This window comes from Salinicoccus luteus DSM 17002 (genome assembly GCF_000712035.1).
GTDB classification, from domain to species: domain Bacteria; phylum Bacillota; class Bacilli; order Staphylococcales; family Salinicoccaceae; genus Salinicoccus; species Salinicoccus luteus.
In genome coordinates this window covers 84,205-106,132 of the sequence record NZ_JONV01000011.1, presented here as the reverse complement: position 1 = coordinate 106,132, position 21,928 = coordinate 84,205, and the positions used below count along the sequence as shown (strand labels likewise).

The 21,928-nt window shown below is 48.9% G+C and carries 20 protein-coding genes, 1 tRNA gene and 1 other RNA gene; 18 read left to right on the top strand and 4 right to left on the bottom strand.

Going from position 1 to position 21,928, the window contains the following annotated elements:
- Positions 1-10 precede the first annotated feature (10 nt).
- Together BO53_RS0109320 and clpP are read right to left on the bottom strand one after the other, a co-directional pair.
- Positions 11-949, bottom strand: a complete 939-nt coding sequence (locus BO53_RS0109320; RefSeq protein WP_031547545.1) for a TIGR01777 family oxidoreductase — start codon at positions 947-949, stop codon at positions 11-13.
- A 113-nt stretch (positions 950-1,062) separates the two neighbouring features.
- Entirely contained in the window at positions 1,063-1,656 is a 594-nt protein-coding gene (gene clpP / locus BO53_RS0109315; protein WP_031547543.1) for an ATP-dependent Clp endopeptidase proteolytic subunit ClpP, read from the bottom strand.
- Between the two features lie 179 nt (positions 1,657-1,835).
- Here clpP and BO53_RS0109310 point away from each other — a divergent pair.
- The 18 genes from BO53_RS0109310 to BO53_RS0109230 all read left to right on the top strand — a co-directional run bounded on the left by BO53_RS0109310 (position 1,836) and on the right by BO53_RS0109230 (position 18,033).
- Positions 1,836-1,907: transfer RNA gene (locus BO53_RS0109310), tRNA-Arg, on the top strand.
- Positions 1,908-1,925: 18 nt separating this feature from the next.
- Entirely contained in the window at positions 1,926-2,711 is a 786-nt protein-coding gene (locus BO53_RS0109305) for a threonine/serine exporter family protein (protein ID WP_245608227.1), read from the top strand.
- A gap of 11 nt (positions 2,712-2,722) precedes the next feature.
- On the top strand, positions 2,723-3,175 hold the full coding sequence (locus tag BO53_RS0109300) for a threonine/serine exporter family protein (protein WP_031547539.1): 453 nt from the start codon (positions 2,723-2,725) through the stop codon (positions 3,173-3,175).
- Positions 3,176-3,177: 2 nt separating this feature from the next.
- Positions 3,178-3,438, top strand: coding sequence for a glutaredoxin family protein (locus BO53_RS0109295; RefSeq protein ID WP_031547537.1), 261 nt, complete (start codon positions 3,178-3,180; stop codon positions 3,436-3,438).
- 118 nt (positions 3,439-3,556) lie between these two features.
- Positions 3,557-4,576, top strand: coding sequence for a sugar-binding transcriptional regulator (locus BO53_RS0109290; protein WP_031547535.1), 1,020 nt, complete (start codon positions 3,557-3,559; stop codon positions 4,574-4,576).
- 33 nt (positions 4,577-4,609) lie between these two features.
- Positions 4,610-5,617, top strand: coding sequence for a type I glyceraldehyde-3-phosphate dehydrogenase (gene gap, locus BO53_RS0109285; RefSeq protein ID WP_031547534.1), 1,008 nt, complete (start codon positions 4,610-4,612; stop codon positions 5,615-5,617).
- Positions 5,618-5,717: 100 nt separating this feature from the next.
- Complete coding sequence (locus tag BO53_RS0109280; protein ID WP_031547532.1) at positions 5,718-6,905, top strand: phosphoglycerate kinase; 1,188 nt, start codon at positions 5,718-5,720, stop codon at positions 6,903-6,905.
- 36 nt (positions 6,906-6,941) lie between these two features.
- Positions 6,942-7,694: a triose-phosphate isomerase gene (tpiA, locus tag BO53_RS0109275; RefSeq protein ID WP_031547530.1), complete on the top strand. Its 753-nt coding sequence runs from the start codon at positions 6,942-6,944 to the stop codon at positions 7,692-7,694.
- Complete coding sequence (gene gpmI / locus BO53_RS0109270) at positions 7,691-9,217, top strand: 2,3-bisphosphoglycerate-independent phosphoglycerate mutase (protein WP_031547528.1); 1,527 nt, start codon at positions 7,691-7,693, stop codon at positions 9,215-9,217. The genes tpiA and gpmI overlap by 4 nt, the downstream gene beginning before the upstream one ends.
- Positions 9,218-9,282: 65 nt before the next feature.
- On the top strand, positions 9,283-10,584 hold the full coding sequence (gene eno, locus BO53_RS0109265; RefSeq protein ID WP_031547526.1) for a phosphopyruvate hydratase: 1,302 nt from the start codon (positions 9,283-9,285) through the stop codon (positions 10,582-10,584).
- 103 nt (positions 10,585-10,687) lie between these two features.
- On the top strand, positions 10,688-11,656 hold the full coding sequence (locus BO53_RS0109260; protein WP_031547524.1) for a carbohydrate kinase family protein: 969 nt from the start codon (positions 10,688-10,690) through the stop codon (positions 11,654-11,656).
- Between the two features lie 100 nt (positions 11,657-11,756).
- The gene (gene secG, locus BO53_RS0109255; protein ID WP_031547522.1) at positions 11,757-11,987 is read left to right on the top strand and encodes a preprotein translocase subunit SecG; all 231 of its coding nucleotides are present in this window, start codon (positions 11,757-11,759) and stop codon (positions 11,985-11,987) included.
- A 96-nt stretch (positions 11,988-12,083) separates the two neighbouring features.
- Positions 12,084-12,833, top strand: coding sequence for an alpha/beta hydrolase (locus tag BO53_RS0109250; RefSeq protein ID WP_031547520.1), 750 nt, complete (start codon positions 12,084-12,086; stop codon positions 12,831-12,833).
- Positions 12,834-12,844: 11 nt separating this feature from the next.
- The gene (gene rnr / locus BO53_RS0109245) at positions 12,845-15,136 is read left to right on the top strand and encodes a ribonuclease R (protein ID WP_031547518.1); all 2,292 of its coding nucleotides are present in this window, start codon (positions 12,845-12,847) and stop codon (positions 15,134-15,136) included.
- 2 nt (positions 15,137-15,138) lie between these two features.
- The gene (gene smpB, locus BO53_RS0109240; RefSeq protein WP_031547516.1) at positions 15,139-15,603 is read left to right on the top strand and encodes an SsrA-binding protein SmpB; all 465 of its coding nucleotides are present in this window, start codon (positions 15,139-15,141) and stop codon (positions 15,601-15,603) included.
- A gap of 75 nt (positions 15,604-15,678) precedes the next feature.
- Positions 15,679-16,044, top strand: a transfer-messenger RNA (tmRNA) gene (ssrA, locus tag BO53_RS13765).
- 296 nt (positions 16,045-16,340) lie between these two features.
- Entirely contained in the window at positions 16,341-16,763 is a 423-nt protein-coding gene (locus BO53_RS0109235) for a universal stress protein (RefSeq protein WP_031547515.1), read from the top strand.
- 274 nt (positions 16,764-17,037) lie between these two features.
- Positions 17,038-18,033 (top strand): phosphoribosyltransferase-like anti-phage protein, encoded by a 996-nt coding sequence (locus BO53_RS0109230; protein WP_031547513.1) that lies wholly within the window; start codon positions 17,038-17,040, stop codon positions 18,031-18,033.
- 163 nt (positions 18,034-18,196) lie between these two features.
- Here the strand turns inward: BO53_RS0109230 and BO53_RS0109225 are convergent, their stop codons facing one another.
- Positions 18,197-19,795 (bottom strand): ABC transporter substrate-binding protein, encoded by a 1,599-nt coding sequence (locus BO53_RS0109225; RefSeq protein ID WP_031547511.1) that lies wholly within the window; start codon positions 19,793-19,795, stop codon positions 18,197-18,199.
- Between the two features lie 193 nt (positions 19,796-19,988).
- On the bottom strand, positions 19,989-21,662 hold the full coding sequence (locus tag BO53_RS0109220; RefSeq protein ID WP_031547509.1) for an ABC transporter substrate-binding protein: 1,674 nt from the start codon (positions 21,660-21,662) through the stop codon (positions 19,989-19,991).
- Positions 21,663-21,928 lie beyond the last annotated feature (266 nt).

The following is a 21,928-nucleotide window of genomic DNA, read 5'->3' as shown; positions in this document are numbered from 1 at the left end:
AGTGTCCTCATCAGCTGACAGTCTTCTTCTTGTCCTCAAGGTCGAATATATTCTCCAGGGCGATTTCAAGCGTCGGGAAGAGGAACTTGAAATCATTCTCCATCAGAACTTCAGGCAGTACATACTGCCCTTTCAGTATCAGCAGGGATTGTTCGCCGAGTATCTTCTCAATCAGGAAGGCGGGTGTTTTGACGAAATCCGGCCGGCCCAGGGCAGAACTCAAATATTTTGAAAACTGCTTCTGCCTGAGCGGCATGGGTGCCGTAAGGTTGACCGGACCTGAAATTTCGGAATGCACCGCCACATACAGGAGAGCATTGAGCAGGTCATCGATATGGATCCAGCTGTACCACTGCTCTCCGCTGCCCAGGGGGCCGCCGGCCCCGAGCCTGTACGGAATGCTCATCTTCGGCAGTGCGCCTTCCTTCGCGTCCAGGATGAGACCAAAGCGTGCACAGACGACCCGGACGCCAAGGTCCTCGAATTTCTTCGCTTCACCCTCCCATGCCACGACCGTCCTGGACAGGAAGTCATGGGGTGCAAAAGTGTCGGCTTCCCTATAGCGCACACTTTTGCTTACAGGGTAATAGCCGATGGCACTTGCATTGACGAGCACTTTTGGGGTGATGTCCGCCTGCTCCACCCATCGCCTGAGCATTCGGGTTACAGTCATCCTCGAGCTGAAGATTTCCTCCTTGTGTTCATCGGTCCACTTCTCTTCAAGGGAGGCCCCGGCAAGATTGTAGATCGCATCCACCTTGAGCGGCATATCCTCCATCCATGACTCATCCTCCGGATGGTCCGGATCGTATTTTATATAATGGACGAATGGATGGTCCGATTCTTGTGCGCTCCGGCTAAGTATATAGACGTGATCCTGCTCCTGCTTCAGGACATCTGTCAGTCTGGAACCGACAAAACCTGATCCGCCTGTTATCAATACATTCATATCATCACGCTCCTTAGTGTCATTATAGCCTTTAAGGTGCGTGCATAATCAGGATTCAGCCAAAAAAAGAAAGCCGGGAGAGATTTTTCTCCGGGCTTTCTGTTATAAAGGGATTAGCCTTTAAGTTTTTCAGGCTCCATCACTTCGTCTACAAGACCGTATTCCTTGGCTTCTTCTGCTGTCATGAAGAAGTCGCGGTCCGTATCCGTTTCGATCTTATCCAGTGGCTGGTCAGTACGTTCAGCCAGAATCTTGTTGAGCTTTTCCCGTGTTCTCAGGATGTGCTTGGCGGCGATCTCTATTTCTGTCGCCTGTCCCTGTGCACCGCCGAGTGGTTGGTGGATCATCACTTCAGCATTCGGCAGTGCGAACCTTTTGCCCTTGGTACCTGCAGCAAGAAGGAATGACCCCATGGACGCCGCCATGCCGAGGCAGATTGTCTGTACATCCGGCTTGATGTGCTGGATCGTATCATAGATTGCCATGCCGGCCGTAACACTGCCGCCCGGGGAATTGATGTAGAGGAATATATCCTTTTCCGGATCCTGTGCCTGCAGGAAGAGCAGCTGGCTGACGACGGAGTTGGCCACGTTGTCGTCGATGCCTGTGCCGATCATGATGATTCTGTCCTTCAGCAGTCTTGAGTAGATATCATAGGCACGTTCTCCGCGGTTTGTCTGTTCAATAACTGTAGGTATTAAATTCATTGTATTACCTCCTGGAAATATGATTGCTGTCATTCACTAATTTATTTATACCACATTAGTCAAATAAGGTCAAAAGAAAAACATCTGCTGGAAAGAGTAAAATTAAGCCTTTAATTCATTTGAAATTATTGCTATACTTGTATATGCTTTATTAAGAAATATGAATATGATTTTATCATACCCCCGTGGTGTAATGGATAACACGTAAGATTCCGGTTCTTGAGATGGGAGTTCGATTCTCTCCGGGGGTGTCAATCGAGGTGGGCCGTGTGAGTGGCGAACTTGAGGTTATAGAAGCTCCAGATGAAGTCCTTAGCGAAAATTTTGTGCGCGATGTATTCTACATCGCGATCAATTGTGGCAAGATGCTGTTGGAGAGTGGAGCGGAAACATACCGGATTGAGGATACGATGCTGCGCATCGCTTCCAATTACGGTATTGAAAATGCCCAAGTGTTCGTTACTCCCACGGTCATTATTTTTTCTTTGAACGATTATGCGCTCACACAGACGCTCCGCATCGAAGAACGTTCCAATAACCTGGAGAAGGTAGTAGTCGTCAATGAGCTGTCCAGAAGAATCTCTGATGGGCTGGCTCTGAAGCAGGCGATCAGAGGAATGGAGAAGATACATAACACCCGCTTTTTCCCCCTGTGGCTGCTCGTCCTTTCAGGCGGCGTCATCGGCACCATGTTCCTTCTGCTTTTCGAGGGGGTGCCGCGGGACCTTCCTGCCGCTTTCATTGGAGGGGCGGGCGGTGTGTTTCTGATGGAGGGCATACAGCGCTATACACGGGTCCAATTTTTCACCGAATTCTTTGCAGCCCTCTACATAGCAACGATTTCAATCGTTTTTGTCAACCTGGGCTATGGCCTCATGCTTGATACGATCATCATCGCAAGCGTCATGCCGCTCGTCCCGGGTGTGCTCATCACGAATGCAATACGGGAAATGATCCGGGGCCATCTGATGGCGGGCATCATGAAAGGGGCAGAAGCGGCATTGACGGCGATTGCCATCGGTGCGGGCGTAGGTCTTGTATTCATGCTGGTATAGGAGGGAGACAATTGGTCTATATTTATCAATTTGTGCTCAGTTTCTTTGCATCGGCAGGCTTCGGTGTGCTGTTCAATGCGCCGAGGAATGCACTTGTCAGCTGTGGAACCACCGGGGCGTTCGGATGGATCGTCTTCCATCTGTTCAGGGAAGGTGGAACGGATCTCGTCCTCGCCTCTTTTCTTGGGGCCCTCACCCTTTCCGCCATCGCCATACTGAATTCCAGGCGCAAGAAGATGCCGATCATCCTCTTCATCACGTGTGGAATCATTCCGCTGGTTCCCGGCGGATTGGCGTATGACGCGATGCGTCATGTAGTATTGAACGAATATATGACCGCTTTGGAGTATGGATTCGAAGCCGCCCTGATTTCGCTTGCGATTGCCATGGGCATCATCAGTACCGAGATGGCCGATCAGGTACTGCAGACAATCAGAAAGAAATTGAAAAGAGAAGAGGTATAAATGTGCTTGAGCTGACATATTATACGAGAGAACGCTGTCCTTTATGCGATGAAGGAAAAGAACAGATAAAGCTTGCCCTGTCGGAACTCAGATACAGCGATGTGAGGATGCGGAGCATTGATATCGACCAGGACGATGCACTCCAGGAGGAGTATATGATCCGGGTGCCGGTACTTGTGCATGAAGGGCAGGTCGTCCAGGAGGGCATCATAGATTTCGTCTATGTCTATGATTACCTGAAGGACATACTGGGTAAAGAATAAAATAACGAGATAGAAATAATTGCATTCTTTAATATTTATGATATATTAAATGGTGTAATTATTTTTTGTCCCTAGTGGGACATAATACGTCTCACTTTGGCGAGAGGTGTTGAGTCTCATGTGGCAGAAATTATTGGACATCCAGAAACGCATCGCCCCGGAAGTCGTCCTGGAATTGCAGAAACGCTCCAGCATACTCAAGCAGATTGAATCCCATCAGCCGATTGGACGACGGACGCTTTCGCGGAAATTGAATATGACGGAAAGAGTCTTGAGAAAAGAAGTGGATTCGCTTCAAGCCCTTGGTCTGATTGATATCGACAAAAAGGGAATATCCATCTCCCAATCGGGTATTGAAGTATTGCGGGATTTATCCCCCTACATGACCACATTGGATCGAAGAACGGATCTTGCGCGCAGGCTCAGGGACAAATACGGCCTGCAGGATTTCTTCATCATCCGTGGTGATGCAGACGAAAGTCCTGAACTACAGCAGGAGTTGTCGAAACTCATGGCTGAAGAATTCCAGAAGATGCTCTTCGATGGCGCAATCATTTCCGTGGCAGGCGGTTCCACAATGGCAAACGTCGGAAACTACCTGAACCCTGTAGATAAACATCTGCTGTTCGTTCCGGCCCGGGGAGGACTCGGGGAGGAGCTGGGGAACCAGGCGAATTCCATAGCGAGCCGTCTTGCTTCAGCCACCAGTGGGGAACATAAGGTGCTGTATGCGCCTGACAATGTCGGCGAAAGTGCCTTGGAGTCGTTGAAGGCCGAACCTTCCGTAAAGGAAGTCGCTGAACTGAACAGGCAATCGCACTATGTCATCCACGGGATTGGTGAGGCATTCACAATGGCCAGGCGACGCAATGTGGACCAAGAGACGCTCGACAGGCTGAAAGAAAGCCGGGCAGTCGGAGAAGCCTTCGGTTATTATTTTGATAAGGAAGGCGACATCGTCCGCAAGGTCAGGACGATTGGACTACAGCTCGAAGATCTGGAAAGCAAGCAGGCAATCCTGGCCGTTGCAGGCGGCAGCAGCAAGAAAGAGGCGGTCAGAGCCTACATGAAGATAGCACCGAAGAACACCGTACTTTTCATTGATGAAACCATCGCAGAATTTTTGTTGGACAGTTAATTAATAATATATATGAAATCAAGGAGGCCATAAATTATGGTTAGAGTAGCAATTAATGGATTTGGACGCATCGGTAGATTGGCAGCGAGGGAAATTCTGAACTACGACGATATGGAAGTAGTGGCAGTAAACGACCTTACAGATGATGACTTTCTTGCACATCTATTCAAATATGATTCCACCCAAGGACGCTTCGAAGGTGAAGTGGAGCAGATTGAGGGCGGATTCAAGATCAATGGCAAGGAAATCAAATCCTTCAATAGAAAAGACCCTGCAGAACTTCCATGGGGCGACCTCAATATCGATATCGTCCTGGAATGTACAGGCTTCTTCACAAATGAAGAAGATGCGAGAAAACACCTTGAAGCGGGCGCAAAGAAAGTACTCATCTCCGCTCCAGGTAAAGGCGATATGAAGACAATCGTCTACGGCGTCAACGAAGACGTGCTGGATGGTTCTGAAGAAGTTGTTTCAGCTGCATCCTGTACAACAAACTGTCTGGCTCCAGTCGTGAAGGTGCTGAATGACAAGTATGGCATCCAACGTGGCCTGATGACGACAATCCACGCCTATACTGGCGACCAGAACACACTGGATGCACCACATGCGAAAGGCGACTACCGCCGTGCCCGTGCTGCAGCGGAGAACGTAGTGCCTAACTCCACAGGTGCAGCAAAAGCGATCGGCCTCGTGCTTCCTGAACTCGATGGCAAACTTGATGGTGGGGCACAGCGTGTACCGGTTAAATCAGGCTCCCTCACTGAAGTGACTGCGGTACTCAATGAAACAGTGTCTGCAGAAGAGATCAACGAAGCGATGAAAGCGGCCAAGAACCCTTCATTCGGCTATACTGAAGATGAAATCGTATCTACTGACGTCATCGGCATCAAGGAAGGTTCCCTGTTCGATGCTACACAGACACGTGTCATTGATGTCGACGGCAAACAGCTTGTACGTGCAGTAGCATGGTACGACAATGAAATGTCTTATACTGCCCAACTTGTAAGAACGCTCAATCACATGGTGACGAACAATAAGTAATGCTGATAAATAAACGGGCGGGGAACCGCCCGTTTTTATTTTATTCCCATATGCAGACGGGTATAATGAAGATGGACACAAAAGTATAGGAGGCATGGCAATGAAGAAGACTGTAGAAGATGTAGAACTGAAAGGCAGAAAGGTACTGCTCCGCGCTGATTTGAACGTTCCAATGTCAGATGGGGAGATTACGAATGACAACCGTATCGTGCAGGCGCTTCCCACAATCAAGTATGTACTTGATCAGGGCGGAAGGGTCATCCTCTTCTCCCACCTCGGCAAAGTGAAGACCGAAGAGGACAAGAAGGACAAAACACTTCAGCCGGTAGCCGAAAGGCTGGGCGAACTGCTCGGTAAAGATGTACCGTTTGTTCCCCACACACGTGGAGAATCCCTTGAGCAGGCAGTCGACAAGCTTGCAGACGGTGAACTTCTGATGTTTGAAAACACCCGCTTTGAAGACCTGGACGGAAAAAAGGAGAGCGGCAATGACGCCGAACTCGGCAAGTACTGGGCATCTCTCGGGGATATCTTCGTCAATGATGCATTCGGCACGGCACACAGGAGCCATGCCTCCAACGTAGGCATCGGTTCGAACATTGAAACAGTATCCGGCTACCTCATGCAGAAGGAGATAGACTTCATCGGCGGCGCCATCGATTCACCGGAGCGTCCATTCGTTGCCATCCTCGGAGGTGCCAAGGTCTCCGACAAGATCGGTGTCATCAAGAACGTACTCGATAAGGCGGACAAGGTGATCATCGGCGGCGGTATGGCCTACACATTCCTTAAGGCACAGGGAAAGGAAATCGGCAATTCTCTGCTTGAAGCAGACAAGGTCGAACTTGCAAAATCCCTCCTTGAAGAAGCCGGCGATAAGATTGTACTGCCGATTGATATCGTGGTGGCTGAAGAGTTTGATGCCAATGCCAAACACAGGACAGTCTCCGTAGATGAGATTCCTGCGGATATGGAAGGCCTTGATATCGGCGAGGAGACGGTAGTCCATTTCAAAGAAGTGCTCCAGGGCGCCAGAACGGTCGTATGGAACGGACCGATGGGCGTATTCGAAATGGAGAACTTTGCCAAAGGGACGATTGGTGTATGCAGAGCCATAGCAGAGCTTACAGGCGCCAAGACGATCATCGGCGGCGGTGATTCTGCAGCAGCAGCCATGGACTTGGGATATGCTGACGATTTCTCCCATATCTCCACAGGCGGCGGCGCTTCGCTCGAGTACCTCGAAGGCAAGGAACTGCCGGGACTTTCCGTCATAGACGATAAATAAGGATAGACCGATTTTATAATATGAGGAGGAAGATTTATGAGAACCCCATTTATAGCAGGCAACTGGAAGATGAACAAGACGATTTCTGAAGGTGAGGCGTTCATCGATGCACTCGGCGACCTGCCGAAGAAAAGTGAGGTCGAAAGTGCGGTATGTGCACCGTTCATCCACCTCCCTTCCCTCGTTGAGAAGACGAAAGGAATGGAACTGGGTGTAGGTGCTGAGAACAGCCACTTTGAGGACAGCGGTGCATATACGGGTGAAGTATCCCCGGCCATGCTCGAAGACCTCGGTGTGGAATATGTGATTATCGGGCACTCAGAACGCAGGGAACACTTCAATGAGACGGATTCGTCCATCAACAGGAAGGCGTATGCCCTTCATGCAAAAGGTCTCGTGCCAATCATCTGCTGCGGCGAATCCGACGCGGAACGCGAGTCCGGCAAGGCGGCGGATAAGGTCAAGGACCAGGTGGCAAAGGCGCTTGAAGGGCTGGATGCCGAGCAGGTCAAAAAATCGGTCATCGCCTATGAACCGATCTGGGCAATTGGTACAGGCAAGTCCGCAACAAGCGACGATGCCAACGAAATGTGCGGCGTCATCCGTGAAACGGTCGCTTCACTGTATGATGAGGAGACTGCAGAAGCAATCCGCATCCAGTACGGCGGTTCTGTAAAGCCGGAAAACATCAAGGAATATATGGCACAGGAGCATATCGATGGTGCGTTGGTCGGCGGTGCCTCCCTGAAGCCCGATTCCTTCGTTCAACTGTTGGAAGGTGCTAAATGATGGCTAAACCAGTAGGCCTCATCATCCTCGATGGCTTCGCCAACAGGGATGAAGTGAAAGGAAACGCTGTTAAAGCGGCCAAAAAACCGAACTTCGACCGCTACTTCAATAAGTATCCGCATAATGAACTCAGCGCATGCGGCCTGGATGTCGGTCTTCCGGAAGGGCAGATGGGCAACTCGGAAGTCGGTCATCTGAACATCGGTGCCGGACGCGTAGTCTACCAGAGTCTTACGCGCATCAATAAATCCATTGAAGATGGGGATTTCTTCGAGAATAAAGTACTCCTCGATACGATGCAGCATGTCAATGACAATGACAGTGCGCTCCATGTGATGGGGCTGCTGAGCGACGGCGGCGTACACTCCCACTATGAGCACCTGTTTGCCATCCTGGAGCTTGCAAAGGAGAAAGGCCTCAGGAATGTCTATGTCCATGCATTCCTTGATGGCCGGGATGTTGCCCAGGATTCTGCCATCAAATACGTCCAGGAAGCGGAAGAGCGCTTCAGGGAAATAGGCATCGGAGAATTTGCGACTGTCAGCGGCCGTTATTACGCCATGGACCGCGACCAGCGATGGGACCGTGAAGAGCTGGCATACCAGGCGATGTCCAATGGTATCGGCGAGCGTTTCGACACTGCCGAAGCGGGCATCCGTGCAAGCTACGAGGAGGGCATATATGATGAGTTCGTCAAGCCCTTCATCGTGTTCGGCCAGGACGGTGACTATGACCGGGGTGTCATGAACGACGACGCGGTCATCTTCTACAATTTCCGTCCAGACAGGGCGGCGCAGCTGTCGGAAGTCTATACGAATGAGGAATTCATGGGCTTTGAAATTGAGAATAAGTATTCCGACCTTAAATTTGTCACATTCACGAAATACAGTGATAATGTAGTGGCGGATGTCGTTTTTGAAAAGGATGACATCATCAACACAATTGGGGAGGTCGTATCCAAAGCGGGCAAAAAGCAATTGCGCATCGCAGAGACGGAAAAGTATCCCCATGTCACCTACTTCATGAGCGGTGGACGCCACAAGGAATTTGATGGGGAGCGCAGGGCACTGATCGATTCTCCGAAAGTGCCGACATATGACATGAAGCCCGAAATGAGCGCCTATGAAGTGAAGGACCGCTGCATGGAGGAACTCGCGAAGGAAGACCTGGACCTGATTATCCTGAACTTCGCAAACCCTGATATGGTCGGTCACAGCGGCAAGATGGAACCGACGGTGAAGGCGATCGAAGCGGTGGATGAATGTCTGGGTCCGATCGTCGATGAGATTCTTGCACAGGGCGGCACAGCAATCATCACTGCAGACCACGGGAACTCCGATGAAGTGACGACGATTGATGGGGAACCGATGACTGCGCATACTACAAACCCTGTTCCGGTAATCGTCACCAAAGAGGGCGTGGAAGTGGGAAGTGGCCGGCTGGCTGACCTCTCACCCACACTCCTCGACCTGATGGGTGTCGAACAGCCGGAAGAGATGACAGGTGAAAGTCTAATCAGATAGCTGTTGTCTGGAAAGGTTCCTTTCCAGGCAATGATATATAAATCAACAAAAAAGGAGATATTGATATGCCATTAATTACAGATGTTTATGCACGCGAAGTTCTTGATTCCCGGGGCAATCCGACAGTTGAGGTGGAAGTATTGACGGAAAGCGGTGCCTTCGGACGCGCGCTTGTCCCTTCAGGCGCCTCCACAGGGGAATATGAAGCTGTCGAACTGCGTGACGGCGATGACACACGCTACCTTGGAAAAGGTGTCGAAGAAGCGGTTGAGAACGTCAACGAAGTCATCGGGCCTGAACTCGTAGACGGTGACTTCAGTGTACTTGAACAGGTATCCATCGATAAGATGATGATTGCCCTCGATGGTACTGAGAACAAAGGCAAGCTTGGCGCCAATGCCATCCTTGGCGTATCAATGGCCGTAGCAAAAGCTGCAGCGGACTTCCTTGGGCAGCCGCTCTATAAATATCTGGGCGGATTCAATGCCGTACAGCTTCCGGTACCAATGATGAACATCATCAATGGCGGGGAGCACGCAGACAACAACGTCGACATCCAGGAATTCATGATCATGCCTGTCGGAGCTGAATCATTCAAGGAAGGTCTCCGCATGGGTGCTGAAATCTTCCACAACCTGAAGAAGGTTCTGAAGGACAAGGGCTACAACACCGGTGTCGGCGACGAGGGTGGTTTTGCACCGAACCTCGGTTCCAATGAAGAGGCACTGTCCACAATCATCGAAGCAGTGGAAAAGGCAGGATACAAACCAGGTGATCAGATCCGTCTGGCGATGGACGCGGCTTCCAGCGAGTTCTATGATTCAAAAACAGGAAAATACGAACTCAAAGGCGAAGGCAAGTCCTACACATCTGAAGAGATGGTCAACTGGTATGCAGAAATGATCGAGAAATATCCAATCATCTCCATCGAGGATGGACTGGATGAAAATGACTGGGAAGGTACACGCCTGCTCACCGAAAAGCTCGGTGACAAGGTCCAGCTCGTCGGTGACGACCTCTTCGTGACGAATACGACGAAACTTGCCCGTGCGATCAAAGAGGGCGTCGGCAACGCCATCCTGATCAAGGTGAACCAGATCGGCACGCTGACAGAGACATTCGAAGCAATCGAAATGGCGAAACGTGCCGGTTATACGGCCGTCATCTCCCACCGCTCCGGCGAGACGGAAGATACGACCATTGCAGACATCGCTGTTGCGGTCAATGCCGGACAGATCAAGACTGGTGCACCGTCCCGTACGGACCGGGTCGCGAAGTACAACCAGCTGCTCAGAATCGAAGACGAACTGTTCGAAACGGCAAAATACGAAGGACTCTCCTCCTTCTACAATCTGGACAGGAAGTAGTCCGGTCAAGAGCCTCCCCTGGGGAGGCTTTTTTTCATGGGGAAATGCACACTGGTCATATGGTATAATTCTGGCAATAGAGATATGAATGGAGATGGTGATGTTGAAACGCCTTTATACAATTGGAGAAGCACTGATTGATTTCATACCTGCAGAAAAAGGGAAGAAGCTGAAGGACATCAATGGTTTTGAACCCCAGGTCGGAGGAGCGCCGGCAAATGTTGCTGCTGCACATGCGGTACTCGGCGGGGAATCCCATCTTCTTACGCAGCTCGGCATGGATGCATTCGGGGATCGCATCCTGGAACTGCTCGAATCGAAAGGGGTGCATACGGACTGCATCACCCGCACACACGAAGCGAATACGGGGCTTGCCTTCGTGTCCTTGGACGAGACGGGGAACAGGGACTTTTCGTTCTACAGGAACCCGTCGGCCGACCTCCTGTATGATGGCTCGGCAGTCAGCGGAATCGACTTCGAAAAATCCGATCTTCTGCATTTCTGCTCGGTCGATCTTGTGGAGAGTGTCATGAAGGAGACGCACCGGATGGTGATACATAGAGTGAAGGAGGCGGGGGGCACCATCATCTTCGATCCGAATATCCGGCTGCCGCTATGGGAAGACGAAGAAGCATGCCGTGAAGCGGTCCGCGAGTTCATGGGATTTGCAGATATCATAAAGGTGTCGGATGAAGAGCTTGAGTTCATCACCGGAATCGAGGATGAATCCGCCGCCCTGGGCGCACTTTTTACAGGGGATGCAGAAGCGGTCATCTATACGAAAGGCCCTCTCGGCAGCGAGATACGCTTCAGGGAAGGCGGTCGTTGCGAACATCCGGGCTTTAAAGTTGAAACTGTCGATACGACCGGCGCAGGTGATGCCTTCATAGGGGCAGTGCTCCATAAGCTTTCCTCGGACCCGGCGTCCGCCCTTGAAATTCTGAGGGAAAACGGGCCTGAAGTCCTCCGCTTTGCAAACGCGGTCGGTGCGCTCTCCACATCGAAAAAGGGGGCCATCACGAGCATTCCGGAGCATGCGGAGGTCGAAGCGTTCATCAGGGACTACAGATAGATGACTGCAGGCCATCCCAGGGATGCCCTCCCCCAGTTTGCAATCACCCGTCATATCTGATAAAATTCTTAATGTTAATATCATTCGGAGGGATTACCACATGCAAACACTACTCGTCGTGCTACTGATTATCGTTTGTATATCTTTAATTGCAGTGGTATTGCTACAGTCAGGGAAAAGCGCCGGCCTCTCAGGTGCAATCGGTGGCGGTGCAGAGCAATTATTTGGCAAACAGAAAGCGCGTGGCATGGATCTTATACTTCATAGGGCAACCGTCATTCTATCATTGTTGTTCTTCCTGATCATGCTGCTGCTCACATATTTAAGCTAATATATGAAGCCCCCTATGACATAGGGGGTTTTTATTTTTATAAGCACGATTTTTAAAGTACAATGAAATTAATGAGTTGAAAGTAGGGTATAAATAATGAAGATTCAGTTACCGCAACCATTTTTCTTCGAAGAAGGTGAGAAGGCAGTCCTGCTGCTCCATGGGTTCACCGGTAATTCTTCGGATGTCAGACAGCTCGGCCGCTATCTTCAGAAGCAGGGAATCACTTCCTACGCTCCCCACTATGAAGGGCATGCCGAGCCGCCGGAAAATCTGCTGCGATCAAGCCCCCACATCTGGTGGGCGCAGGTTCTTGAAGCCTATGATTTTCTGGTGGATAAAGGATATGAGAAGATATTCGTAGCCGGGCTTTCCCTGGGTGGTGTCTTCGCACTGCGTCTCGCAACCGTACGTGACGTGGTTGGCATATCCACCATCTGCAGTCCGATGTACCTCAAGGACCGAGAAACGATGTATGATGGTGTGCTTGAGTACGCACGGGGGTTCAAAAAGATGGAGGGCAGGTCGGAAGAGGAAATCGAGCGGGAAATGGAGGCGTTCGAACCGACCGTCATGCTCGATGAGGTCAGGGATATGATCCGGATTTCAAAAGACAGCCTGCCGGATGTGTTCGTACCACTCTTCGTCGCCCAATCCGAAAAGGATGAAATGATCAACCCTGATTCGGCGAACATCATCTACGATGAGTCCTCGACCGAGGAGGAAGAGAAGCAGTTGAAGTGGTACCCCGAATCCGGACACGTACTGACGATAGATAAAGAGAAGAAGGAACTGTTCGAAGATATACACGCATTTATGAACCAGTTGAACTGGAATGAGCAATAGGAGGCAGATTCATGGGTAACTATAGAGAAAAGATTTTGGAAATTATCGGCTCCGAAGAATATCGGCCGATGACGATGGACCAGTTCCAGCAGGAACTGTCCGCATATGACTCCGAAGACTTCAAGGAAATGGTCAAAGAGATGGTTGCCCTTGAGGAGTCCGGAGAAGTATACAGGACGAAGAAGGATAAATATATGAAGATGAGCGAAACGGACCTCATCAAAGGCAAACTGTCCCTTCATAAGCGCGGGTTTGGCTTCCTGCGTCCGGAGGATACGGAATTGGAGGATATCTTCATTCCGCCGAATGCCATCAATGGAGCATTCGATGGTGACATCGTTCTTGTGGAAGTGCAGAAGCATTCACAGGGGGACAACCAGGAAGGGGAGGTCACGACCATATTGACCCGGGGCACCACGCGTGTCGTAGGGGAATACCGTGCGAGTAAGAATTTCGGTTTTGTCGTACCGGACTCGAAGAAGGTGGTCGATGACATCTTCATTCCGAAGAATCAGAACCTCGGTGCAGTGGATGGCCATAAGGTACTTGTGGAAATCACCAAGTACCGTGAAGAGGAATCAAATCCGGAAGGCCACGTCATCCAGATACTCGGCCACAAGAATGATCCCGGTGTGGACATACTGTCCATCATCTTCCAGCACGGAATCGAGATCGAGTTCCCGGATGAAGTGATGAAAGCGGCGGAGGCTGCACCGGATACGATCAGTAAGGACGAGCTCGAAGGCCGGACGGATCTGCGGGATGAATTCACGATTACGATAGATGGTGCCGATGCGAAGGACCTCGATGATGCGATCTCCGTCAAAAAACTGGACAACGGCAATCATGAACTCATCGTCAGTATCGCTGATGTCAGCTACTATGTCGAAGAGGACTCGCCCCTCGATAAGGAAGCGTATGAGCGGGGGACGAGTGTGTATCTGGTCGACCGTGTGATTCCGATGATACCGCACAGGCTCTCAAACGGCATCTGTTCATTGAACCCGGACGTCGACCGTCTGACGATGAGCTGCCGAATGGAGATTGACGCAGCAGGAAAAGTGGTCAACCACGATATTTTCCAGAGTGTCATCCACTCGGACCGCCGGATGACATATGATGCAGTCAACAGGATGCTCGATTCCGGGGATGAAGCATTGATTGCAGAATATAGTGACGTCTATCCGATGCTGCAGGAGGCGGAGGCACTTGCCAAAATACTCCGCGGCAGAAGGGAGCGTCGCGGGGCCATCGATTTCGACTTCAATGAAGCACAGGTGATCGTCGAAGCGGATGGCACTCCGGCGGATGTCGTCCTCCGTACACGTTCTGTGGGTGAGCGCATGATTGAAGAGTTCATGCTTGCAGCAAACGAAACAGTGGCAGAGCATTTCCACTGGATGGAGGTGCCGTTCCTCTACCGTGTGCACGAGGATCCGAAAGAGGAGAAACTGCGCCAGTTCTTCGAATTCGTGACCAACTTCGGCATCATCGTCAAAGGGAAGGGTAACGAGATCCATCCGCGTGCCCTGCAGGAGATCATCGAGGAGGTCGAAGGCCGTCCCGAAGAGATGGTCATCAGCACGCTGATGCTGCGTTCCATGCAGCAGGCACGCTATGCCGAGGATAACCTGGGACACTTCGGGCTGTCTGCTGAATACTACACCCACTTCACCTCTCCGATCCGCCGCTATCCGGACCTCGTCGTCCACAGGTTGATCAGGAAATATCTGATCGAAGGGAAGACGGACCGGAAGACGATCAATGAAGTTGATGCCGAACTGCCGGATATCGCAGAGCATACTTCGAATAGGGAAAGAAGGGCCCAGGAAGCCGAGCGGGACACCGATGACCTGAAGAAGGCGGAGTATATGATCCAGCATGTCGGGGAGACATATGAAGGCGTCATATCCGGCGTCATGAACTTCGGCATGTTCGTCGAGCTGCCGAATACCATTGAAGGCCTCGTCCATGTCTCCTACATGACGGATGACCACTACCAGTACCAGGAGCGTCATATGGCATTGATCGGCGACCGTACGGGCACCGTCTACCGCATCGGGGACCCCGTCGAAGTCGAGGTGCTGAGTGTCAATCTCGAAGAGCGCCTGATCGACTTTAAGGTCGTCGGCATGCCGGAACGCCAGCCGAGGGAACGCAGGGACAAACCTGTCGAAATCAAGGCGAAGTCCAAACCGAAGAATGGCGGAGATAAACAGGACGGCAAAAAGCACTTCGATAAGGGCAAGAGTAACAAGAAGCCATTCTACAAGGGCGCCAAAAAAAGTAAGAGGAAGAAGTAGTTATGAAAAAGACACATGATAAACCCCTTGCACAGAACAGGAAGGCCAGTCACGACTATCATATTGAGGATACGATAGAAGCGGGCATCGAGCTCAGGGGGACGGAAATCAAGTCCATCAGACGGGGTTCTGCCAACCTCAAGGATGCCTATGCCCGGGTCTACAGGGGTGAAATGTATGTGTACAACATGCATATCGCCCCCTACGAGGAGGGCAACCGCTACAATCACGACCCGCTCCGCACACGCAAACTGCTGCTGAAGAGAAAAGAGATCGACAAGCTGCAGGGGCAGGTCCAGGAGACCGGCTACGCGCTGATTCCTCTGAAACTCTATATCAAGAACGGCTTCTGCAAGGTACTGCTCGGTGTAGGACGCGGCAAGAAGAAGTACGACAAGCGTGAAGACCTGAAGCGCAAGCAGATGAAACGTGATGTCGACCGTGCGCTCAAGGACCGCATGCAGTAGCGCCCACCTTGATTTTTTCTCCGGAATCTGGTATGATATAGTATACATCTTGAGAGAGATGCAACCTTTTAATCCGGGGACGTTCCGGATTCGACAGGGGCTGTTTGAGCAACTTAAGCGTGCCGGAGGTATCGGCTCCGTCATAAACGATACTCAGTTTATAATAACTGGCAAACAAGACAACTTCGCAGTAGCTGCCTAAGAGCACTCTGCATCATCCCATGACGTTTCCTGTGCGTCGTGACCGGATGATTCAACCTTAACAGGATACGCATCCGGTTCTTCCGTCTGGAGAACCGGGTGAAGAGATCAATCAGACTAGCATGGATCTGTGGTCTGTTCATTACCATCAGCCATGCGAAATTGAAAAATGAACTACGCACGTAGAAAGAGTTGTGGCAAAGTCTCTGGACGCGGGTTCGACTCCCGCCGTCTCCATATCAGAATCAAGCTGGATATCGACCTCCGATTCAATATAGAATCGGAGGTTTTTTTATGCATTTCTCAAGAGGAAATGCCAGCGTTTTTTAAGTTTTACTGGATGTTCCTGTGGGTAAACTCCAGTAAAAGTAAGAAGTGGAGGGATTTTTCCTGAGTAGCGGGTGCACGCACCGGGCTCTTTGAAAAGATGATGACAGGATATTTTGTTTTAAAAATTCAGAATAATTATTGGAGTAACGTAATGAAAAGTGTTATTTTGGAACCAGGAACCATATAAAGTAGAGAGGTGTGTGAAAATGTACAAGAATATACTGCTGCCTTATGACTTTGGAAACTCCTTCAAGAATGTACCGGAACAATTGGCGAAACTGACAGACAACAGCGAAGAGGCGAAAATCACGATTTTTAATGTGATTCCGGAGAGTGAACAGGTGGATAACGTGAAATATCAAGGCAAGCATTTTGACGATATCACCAAAGATAAAATTGAGGATCTCAAACCCTTCATGGAAGAGTTGGATGCACTCGGAGTGAGCTATACAACTCGCTTCAAAGTAGGGCGTGTCGTCAACGAACTTCTGAGAGAAATCAACGAAAATGATTATGAAATTGTCGTCATGAGCAACAGGCGTGCAAAACGCGACATAAAACATGTGCTTGGACACGTTACACATAAGGTTGCAAAACGTGTAAACACACCTGTTTTAATCATCAAATAATTTGGATTTCGACTTCAAACCATTTCTCAGGCAATGCCTTGGACCATCATAAAATTTTACGGGGGATAGTCTCGTCTATGGCTGCCTGCATCTATATGATGCAGGTTTTTTAGTGTGATCTTTTCATGGGCATTTCGTCTCAAGTTCAACACCAGTCCAGTAAAATCACGTCTTAAAAAAATTAAATTTTCAAAATATTTATGCATAAAATTCTCATTTACTGATAGAATATAGTTAATAATATATGGATTGATCTTGTGGGAGGGGAGTGCTGATGAAGGATACAGCGTCTTTGATATCTTCGCTTGTGGCTGTCGTCGGGGACTACGGGGGTATGGCCTTCAATGATAAGCATGTACAGAGGTGGCTGGACCAGTTTCCCGAAGAGCACCACAAGGTCATATTGAAGGAACTTGGCAGCATTATGGATAAAGCCTATCTGTCCAAAAAGGAAACGAAGCGGATGATCAGTGAAGTTGCAGCCGACAGGAACGTATTTTCCGAAGGTCTTGAGAAGGCCAGGTTCATGGATACAAATCAGGGAGCAGGCACTCAACAGGAGCTTCTGCAGCTGTTTGACGAAACCATTTCCGAAGCTCACGGTATCTCGATTGAAGAATGCGGGCAGGGGGAATCTTCTTCCTACATCTATGTTGATGAAGCCATCTGGTCGGGTGAGCAGTTTATCGATGGGTTGAGGACATGGGTACGGGACTTCGATGATCTGCATGACATCTCCAGGATGGATATCATCGTTCTGGCCGTCCATACCAGGGACCTGGATGACATCAGGAGGCAGATGGGAAGGATTCTGCCGTACACCAGAATCTCTCTATGGCATTTCATCGAGTTTGAGAATGGACTGCAGCATGCAAAGGAAATATTCGAAGGCTATTGGCCATCTTCAGGACTGGGCTATAATGAAGAGACGACCGATTATATCAGCCGCATCGTGAAGATGAAGTCACGGACCCGGGAGAAAGAAGTCCCTATCCTGCGAAAAAGTGGACATCCCAAGTCAGATGCATACTTTACAGGAGCCATGAACAGAAAACTGGTGGAAAGACTCTTTCTTGAGAAAGGGGTGGAAATAGTCAACCATATGAAGAAGCCGGAGATTTATATGAAACCCATGGGATACGATGCTGCAAGGACACTCGGCTTCGGCTCATATTTCATCTCATATATGGGCATCTCGAAGCATTGTCCGCTCGTCCTCTGGTGGGAGGATGAAGGTTGGTATCCACTGTTCCCGAGAAACGAGATCTGAAGGACCGTACACAAGGGAAAAGCCTGCAACCATCCGGTCGCAGGCTTTTCCATCGGGCAGAGCAACATAAGGAGAAGAGCCATGAAGGAGCTCACTGAAGCCTGTCCTGTCCGATACAACATAACCAACGTGAAATTTTCGTAAAAGGATATCTCTTTTTTGTCTATCCTGTAGCAATGATTTTACTATAGTCCACGGCACCGTAATCCATTTCAACGATATTCTTCAGTCCGACAGGCAACAGCACCCTGCGGTACTTCTTGAAAAGGTGAACGATATAGACACTGTCATTGATGTGCTTTAGGATCTCCTGGCTCATCTCTCCCGCCGCCCTGTCGCTCTCATGGTTCATGTTCAAAAATCTTTTCATCTCTTCAATTTCGCCATACCATTCCCTGAATTTGCAGTGGGTCAGAAGATCTATCAACTGCCATGGATGGCTCTGGTGATAACTTTCTTTCATCAAGACCATATCCACATCCAAATCCTTTAGATCTGTTTCGAGATAAGTTTTCATATCCATTTCGATATATTCAACTTCGACATCGGATTCATCCAACTTCTTTCTTATATCATTGGAGATGGTTGGATTCAATTCATCCAGCATCACTTTGATCGGAAAGTCGAATTTAGGCGTTATCATTCGTTCACCTGGGATAAAATCCGAGACTTTCCTATAAAGGTTGTTCTCACTTGTCCGGCCGTTATATACCGCTTCAAGGAAAATGCGCTTCAAATAGCTTCTTTGCTCGAACGACAATCGATTTTCCAGTGGATTGAATAAAATGAAATTATTCCACATATAATTCTCATGGGAATAGGTCTTCCCAAAATTGTTGCGCTGGTATTTCTCTATTTTTGATTCGTTGGCAATCAGGTATAGTCTTTTTACATCAGGGAGACCGAAAGTATGATGCTTGTTTTCGGAAAGAATGACGGACCTGCCATTGTATTTTTCAATCTTATACGGCCCGGTGCCCACCGTATTTCCTTTCTTGTCGAACTTGAAAATTGCACTGATCGGCTCTGCCAGATAATACTTGATCAGCAGGCTGGCATTTTCCACTTCCAGTGACAAATGCAGACTGTCATATATCTTTACCTCGCCGATTATTTGGAAGGTGTCTGTGTACACACTTTCGTTTTTCAATATTTCCAGTACTGACTTTACATGGGTACTGTCCAGTATCTCTCCATCTGAAAATTGGATGCCGCCCTTCAGGAAAAGGTGGAGTTCATTCCCTCTCCACTCATCGTACCTCAGCAGATAGACCCTGATTTTCTTATTCCCTTCACTCTTGTACAGTGTTTCAAACACCTGCAAGCCGATCAGCATGGAAGCATGCTCAATACTTAAAGCAGGAGTGAACGTTTCCGGCACCTTGTAGAGGTAATCCATCATTGCTGTCGAGTCGGCACTTCCTGCATTGTGTCCATGTTCAATGATTTTTCTGATCGATTCGATATACTCGGCATGCCATGGCAGCTCCAAATATTTGTTGAACTCCTCAATGGAGAGCTCATCTCTATATCTATTCATCTCCTTGAACAATTCCCGTTCAATATCCATATTCAGCTTGATTCTGGTCTTTAGACCTCTGCCGTGGCCAGGGATATATTCAATATACCCTTCCCCGTCCCATTGCCTTAAAATCCTGGATAATTGTCTGGGTGAGACATTCAGTGCTTCGCTTAGATGCGTGAAATCTTGTCCATATTTTTCCAAGTATCTTTTCAAAATAAGCAGACGCTTATCCATCATTAGTGCTGCACCCCTTTTGGCGCACCCCTTTCATAGTGCGCCACCTCTTGACTGCAGATGATGCACCCTCTTAAAAATGCATCATCCCTTGATGGGTTTCGAATGACGCACCCCCTTAAAATGCATCATTCCCCCTTAATTGGCTTTAAATGATGCACCCTCTTAGAAATGCACCATTTCCTTAATTGGATTTTTATGAAACACCCCCTCCATTATGTAGGTCCTCCTGCTTCGCTTCTCCACTTTCGACTACTATTATCTGGTTGTAGTCAATCACTCCAAATGCACTACTCCATATATTTTTGAAGGATTCTGGTACATTGATCCTTTTCGAAGCATAAGTGATCGGCATTACATATGCACCGCCAATCAGATGGCTGTTAAACTGGTTCTCCATATATGTCCAATACTCTTTACTTTTATTTTTATAGACATGAACCATATCCTTTGCGAGCTGGTTCTCTCTAAACCATCCGCTGAATTTTGCATTTTTGAACAGATACAAATATCTGTACGAACTGGGTATGAATTCGCTGGCCAGCAGCATGTCTATTTCAAGCGCGTTCAAATCCATATTATGATAATCATCCGATGAGATGTACGTGGTCAATACAGGGACATCGTTCTCAATCAGGAATTGAACCAGCGGGTCCGTACCAAAGGACATCCAGTCTATACAAAGCAGCTTTAAAGGCTTTGCGAACTGCATGGGGTCCTGACCGGGAGGCAGCCTTTCCTGATATTCCTGGAAAACTCTCTGCTCTATCTTCCCGGGTCCTTTTATATAGGCATCCTTGAATTTCTGGATTACCGACAGTACATAGAGCCTCTGATGGTAGTCCAGTGAATCGCTGTGTGGATTCAACAATACGTATTCTATCCGGTTGCGGAGTGGTATGGAGCGGGTCTCCATATTTTTCTGGTTCAAGTATGGAACATACTGGTTTATATCATTCACCAGTTTTATCTTTTCCAGATCTCCTGCCGGGTTCATATAGTATGGGTTTCTTAATAGGGTGACGCACCTCTGTTCGTAATTTTCGATGTAAAAAGGGCCGGTAGTCAGAACATGATACCCTTCAATCTTATGAATGCCGGCCTCCAGTGATGCGAGCATCGGCTTGAGCAGATCGGTGCGGTAGGCTGTGGCTATCTCCAATTGGAATGCCGACACCACTTCGATGGATTGGATGATTTCCTCCAGCAGATCGTTGGAATACGTGTTCAGGTAGCGGGTTAGGGATTCGGCTATGTCCGACGCGTACAGGATATCACCGTTGTAGAATTGGATATCCTTCCTGATATAGATCCTCAGCCTGTCGCCATGCCATTCGTCAAAAGCCACGAGGCCATTTTTGACTGCGCCTTCATCATTCAAGTCATATAGTCTGCACATTGTGTTGTAGAGGAGGTGTTCTGACTGTAGGTATCGATGATTTCCCTCCGTCGCCCTGTCCGGGATGGCATCCATATAGTCAATGAATACATTTTTCTTCTCCTTGGTTTTCTCCTTTACTGGCCGTTGGTATAGAAGTATTTCAGTCTTCTCTTTTATCACTTTCTTCGAAACTTCTGAAATCGGCAAATTCAAAGTCTCCTCGATATCACTCAAAGTAAGCTTGTTCAGATTTCTCATGAACTGATTGACAAACCGCTCCTCCGGATTCACTTTGAATACCACTTCGGAATGGATGCCACGGCCCTGGCCTTTCTTGTACTCGATCATTCCCTCTTCATGCCATAGATTCAAAAGCCTTGTCAAATGCCTGTCCGACACCTCCAGGTGTTCAGCGATGCGTTGCCGGTCAAATGGGTGTTTTTCAAGGAATCCATACAGCAACAACAGTTTTTTGTCTGAATAAAACAATCACAGCACCTCACTTTACGATATTCTATCTCTTTAAAAAGTGATGAATCAGACTGATTCAAATCAAATGGGGGACACGATTCCAAAACTTGTCCATGTTATGAATGACGATAGTATACTCGCTTTCATTATACAACTATACCCTGATTAATCAATGGTACCGCTTACAATATATTGAATTTATCGATAGCGATGAAAGTAACGTGGACACCTTGTGATAAATTGTCCCTTTTCTGTACATGCATATCACCTTACGATAGTCAATG

Excerpts from the sequence above, each read along its gene's own strand:
- BO53_RS0109235 (WP_031547515.1), top strand. The coding sequence starts at position 16,341 with ATGTACAAGAATATACTGCTGCCTTATGACTTTGGAAACTCCTTCAAG.
- rnr (WP_031547518.1), top strand. The coding sequence starts at position 12,845 with ATGGGTAACTATAGAGAAAAGATTTTGGAAATTATCGGCTCCGAAGAA.
- gpmI (WP_031547528.1), top strand. The coding sequence starts at position 7,691 with ATGATGGCTAAACCAGTAGGCCTCATCATCCTCGATGGCTTCGCCAAC.
- BO53_RS0109320 (WP_031547545.1), bottom strand. The coding sequence starts at position 949 with ATGAATGTATTGATAACAGGCGGATCAGGTTTTGTCGGTTCCAGACTG.
- eno (WP_031547526.1), top strand. The coding sequence starts at position 9,283 with ATGCCATTAATTACAGATGTTTATGCACGCGAAGTTCTTGATTCCCGG.
- BO53_RS0109280 (WP_031547532.1), top strand. The coding sequence starts at position 5,718 with ATGAAGAAGACTGTAGAAGATGTAGAACTGAAAGGCAGAAAGGTACTG.
- tpiA (WP_031547530.1), top strand. The coding sequence starts at position 6,942 with ATGAGAACCCCATTTATAGCAGGCAACTGGAAGATGAACAAGACGATT.
- BO53_RS0109250 (WP_031547520.1), top strand. The coding sequence starts at position 12,084 with ATGAAGATTCAGTTACCGCAACCATTTTTCTTCGAAGAAGGTGAGAAG.
- clpP (WP_031547543.1), bottom strand. The coding sequence starts at position 1,656 with ATGAATTTAATACCTACAGTTATTGAACAGACAAACCGCGGAGAACGT.
- secG (WP_031547522.1), top strand. The coding sequence starts at position 11,757 with ATGCAAACACTACTCGTCGTGCTACTGATTATCGTTTGTATATCTTTA.
- smpB (WP_031547516.1), top strand. The coding sequence starts at position 15,139 with ATGAAAAAGACACATGATAAACCCCTTGCACAGAACAGGAAGGCCAGT.
- BO53_RS0109290 (WP_031547535.1), top strand. The coding sequence starts at position 3,557 with ATGTGGCAGAAATTATTGGACATCCAGAAACGCATCGCCCCGGAAGTC.
- BO53_RS0109225 (WP_031547511.1), bottom strand. The coding sequence starts at position 19,795 with ATGATGGATAAGCGTCTGCTTATTTTGAAAAGATACTTGGAAAAATAT.
- BO53_RS0109230 (WP_031547513.1), top strand. The coding sequence starts at position 17,038 with ATGAAGGATACAGCGTCTTTGATATCTTCGCTTGTGGCTGTCGTCGGG.